This is a genomic window from Pseudomonas machongensis (assembly GCF_034961125.1).
Classification (GTDB): domain Bacteria; phylum Pseudomonadota; class Gammaproteobacteria; order Pseudomonadales; family Pseudomonadaceae; genus Aquipseudomonas; species Aquipseudomonas machongensis.
The window spans coordinates 1-3,053 of record NZ_JAYFUI010000172.1 but is presented as its reverse complement, the minus strand read 5'-3'; the positions used below and the strand labels follow the sequence as shown (position 1 = coordinate 3,053).

At 64.5% G+C, this 3,053-nt stretch carries 4 protein-coding genes and 1 pseudogene; 3 read left to right on the top strand and 2 right to left on the bottom strand.

Annotated elements, in window-relative coordinates:
• On the bottom strand, window positions 1-879 hold an 879-nt coding region (locus VA602_RS15825), incomplete at its 3' end, for an energy transducer TonB (RefSeq protein ID WP_323453675.1).
• A gap of 89 nt (window positions 880-968) precedes the next feature.
• Window positions 969-1,922 carry a glutathione synthase gene (gene gshB, locus VA602_RS15820; protein WP_054894838.1) on the bottom strand — a complete coding sequence of 318 codons (954 nt, stop codon included), beginning with the start codon at window positions 1,920-1,922 and terminating at the stop codon, window positions 969-971.
• Between the two features lie 195 nt (window positions 1,923-2,117).
• Here gshB and VA602_RS15815 point away from each other — a divergent pair, with 195 nt between their 5' ends.
• The 3 genes and pseudogenes from VA602_RS15815 to VA602_RS15805 form a co-directional block, all read left to right on the top strand.
• A complete protein-coding gene (locus VA602_RS15815) occupies window positions 2,118-2,519 on the top strand; it encodes a response regulator (RefSeq protein WP_054894851.1) in 402 nt (133 codons plus the stop codon).
• Window positions 2,520-2,566: 47 nt separating this feature from the next.
• The gene (pilH, locus tag VA602_RS15810; protein ID WP_012274551.1) at window positions 2,567-2,932 is read left to right on the top strand and encodes a twitching motility response regulator PilH; all 366 of its coding nucleotides are present in this window, start codon (window positions 2,567-2,569) and stop codon (window positions 2,930-2,932) included.
• A pseudogene (locus tag VA602_RS15805) lies at window positions 2,929-3,053 on the top strand (chemotaxis protein CheW); the annotation flags it as partial. The gene pilH and the pseudogene VA602_RS15805, both read left to right, overlap by 4 nt.

Sequence of the window (3,053 nt, the reverse complement as noted above, 5' to 3'; positions counted from 1 at the left end):
CCCACGCGCGAAGCGCCAGGTGCGGATGATCTCCAGGCGGTCGAACTCCGCCAGGTCCCCGGTGAACGGCGCGAACGGTGCCGCAAGGCGAACGATGCGCTGGGCGGCCTGGTCCAGCACCGGCTGCCCGGAGGATTCGAGCACCAGCACTTCATACAACGAACCGTCGCGGTTGATCGACACCATCATCCGCAGGCTGCCGTACATCTGCTGGCGTCGGGCTTCTTCCGGGTAATTGAGGTTGCCGATCCGCTCGACTTTCTTGCGCCATTCCTCTTTGTACCAGGCCCCCTTGTCGCGCATGGTCGAGGCCGCGTTGAGACGATGGATGCGGGGGCGCTTGGCATACAACTGCTGTTCGTTGGACAGCTCGGCCTCGAGGCTGGCGATCTGGCTCGACAGCTGCGAGCTGTCGAAGTCCGGCACCGGCGCGGGGGGCTTGGGTTGAGGCTTGCTTTCCTTTGGCGCGGTTTCGGCTTTCTGCGGTTTCGCTGCCTTGGTCGTCACCACGGATTTTGTCGGCGACGCCGGCGTTTCCGGCCGGGCTGCCGGAGGCGGGGTGATCTTGTTGACCTTGCTGTCCTGGAACGGCGCCACCTCGGTGGTGGTGGGCACGGCTTTCTTGTCCAGGGTGCCACTGCCCTGCTGGTTGTCCTGGGCCTGGTAGTCGGCTTTCTCCGGCGCTTTCTCGCTCTTGAAGGTGGCCAGGGTGATGTCCATGGTCTGGCGGATTTCGGCGGGCTTGACCACGCTGAAGCCCACCCCGAGGATCAGCGCAAGGTGCACCAGGGCGGCAAGAAACAGCGTGAAACCGAGCCGGTCCACCGGGCGAACGCGCGGTGGCAGCAGGTCGGATGGGATGTCGGCAGGCAGCGTCATCGGGTATCCAGCAACCGCAGTGGGGCAGCAGGTCGAGTGAAATGGACCGGCATCATACCCCACTCCAGGGTTTTGCTCCGCGTCGGTGGTCAGCGCGCCTTGAGCTTGCGATCAATGGCGTCCATCAGCTGGCCGCCGATATGGGTGTTGTAGGCAGCATCGATCTCGCGGATGCAGGTCGGGCTGGTGACGTTGATCTCGGTCAGCGAGTCGCCAATCACGTCCAGGCCGACGAACAGCAGGCCCTTTTCGCGCAGGGTCGGGCCGACCTGGGCGGCGATCCAGCGGTCGCGCTCGGTCAGCGGACGGGCTTCGCCACGGCCGCCGGCGGCCAGGTTGCCACGGGTCTCGCCGCTGGCCGGGATGCGTGCCAGGCAGTAGGGCACCGGCTCGCCGTCGATCATCAGGATGCGCTTGTCGCCATCGACGATCTGCGGCAGGTAGGCCTGCGCCATGATCTGCTGGTGGCCATGCTGGGTCAGGGTTTCGAGGATCACCGAGAGGTTCGGGTCGCCCTGGCGGTGACGGAACACCGATGCGCCGCCCATGCCGTCGAGCGGCTTGAGGATCACATCGCCATGGGTAGCGGCGAAGGCGCGCAGGATGTCGGCGCGGCGGCTGACCAGGGTTGGCGCCATGCATTGCGGGAATTGCGTGGCGAACAGCTTTTCGTTGCAGTCACGCAGGCTCTGCGGTTTGTTGACGATCAGCACGCCTTCGCGCTCGGCCTGCTCCAGCAGGTAGGTGCTGTAGACGAACTCCATGTCGAAGGGGGGATCCTTGCGCATCAGGATCACGTCCAGCTCGTTCAGCGCGCTGTCCTGCTCATCGCCCAGCTCGAACCAGCGGGCTGGATCGGCGAACACTTTCAGCGGTCGCATCTGCGCACGGGCCTGGCCGGCACCCAGGTAGAGGTCGCGCTGCTCCATGTAGAACAGGCTCCAGCCACGCTCCTGCGCCGCCAGCAGCATGGCCAGCGAGCTGTCCTTCTTATAGGAAATGGACGCGATGGGGTCCATGACAATCCCGAGACGAACGCTCATGGGGTAATTCCTCTTGGCGGCAGGTGGCCGCGATGGCACGAAAGAAAAGTGGCTCAGGGTGGCGCCGGGAACGCGGCCGGTCAAGGGGGGAGGCAGATGGAATGCCTACCCGGACTGTGTTAAAAATGCCAGTCAGAGCGCTGCATGGCAGCCCTCGAGGTTTCATTCCTGGCTTGGCGATGGGTGACGCATTTCATGGAACAGCCCCTGAAGGTGATGGTGATCGACGATTCCCGCACCATCCGCCGCACCGCCCAGATGCTGCTGGGCGAGGTGGGTTGCGAGGTGATCACCGCCAGCGACGGTTTCGATGCCCTGGCCAAGATCGTCGATCACAAGCCGCGGATCATCTTCGTCGATGTACTGATGCCGCGCCTGGACGGTTACCAGACCTGTGCGGTGATCAAGCACAACAGTGCGTTCAAGGATATCCCGGTGATCCTGCTGTCGTCGCGTGACGGCCTGTTCGACAAGGCCCGCGGCCGGGTGGTCGGCTCCGATCAGTTCCTCACCAAACCGTTCAGCAAGGAAGAACTGCTCGACGCGATCCGTGCCCACGTGCCCGAATTCGCCGTGCAGGCACAACACGCACCCTGACCGCGCCCGCCCTGGCGCGGTCTTCATTTTCCTGATGGGGAAACCGTATGGCCCGAGTGCTGATTGTCGACGACTCGCCGACAGAGATGTACAGATTGACCGAATGGCTCGAGAAGCATGGCTACCAGGTGCTCAAGGCCAGCAACGGTGCCGATGGCGTGGCCCTGGCCCGCCAGGACAAGCCGGATGCGGTGCTGATGGACATCGTCATGCCCGGCATGAACGGCTTCCAGGCCACCCGCCAGCTCAGCAAGGACCCTGAAACCAGCGCCATCCCGGTGATCGTGGTCACCACCAAGGACCAGGAAACCGACCGCATCTGGGCCACGCGCCAGGGCGCTCGCGATTTCCTGACCAAGCCGGTGGAAGAGGACGCGCTGATCGCCAAGCTCAAAGAGGTGCTGGGCGCTTGACCACACGCCCCCAGGGTGCGTCGCTGACCGCCTTCGAGCTGTTGTTGGACATCGACCGCCGCTGCCGCCTGCTGGTGGCCGACCAGCCGCTGCAGGACACGCGCCTGCAGCAGTGGAGCGG

Bases quoted from the DNA above. Each gene is read 5' to 3' on its own strand.
- gshB (WP_054894838.1), bottom strand. From the start codon at position 1,922: ATGAGCGTTCGTCTCGGGATTGTCATGGACCCCATCGCGTCCATTTCC.
- VA602_RS15815 (WP_054894851.1), top strand. From the start codon at position 2,118: ATGGAACAGCCCCTGAAGGTGATGGTGATCGACGATTCCCGCACCATC.
- pilH (WP_012274551.1), top strand. From the start codon at position 2,567: ATGGCCCGAGTGCTGATTGTCGACGACTCGCCGACAGAGATGTACAGA.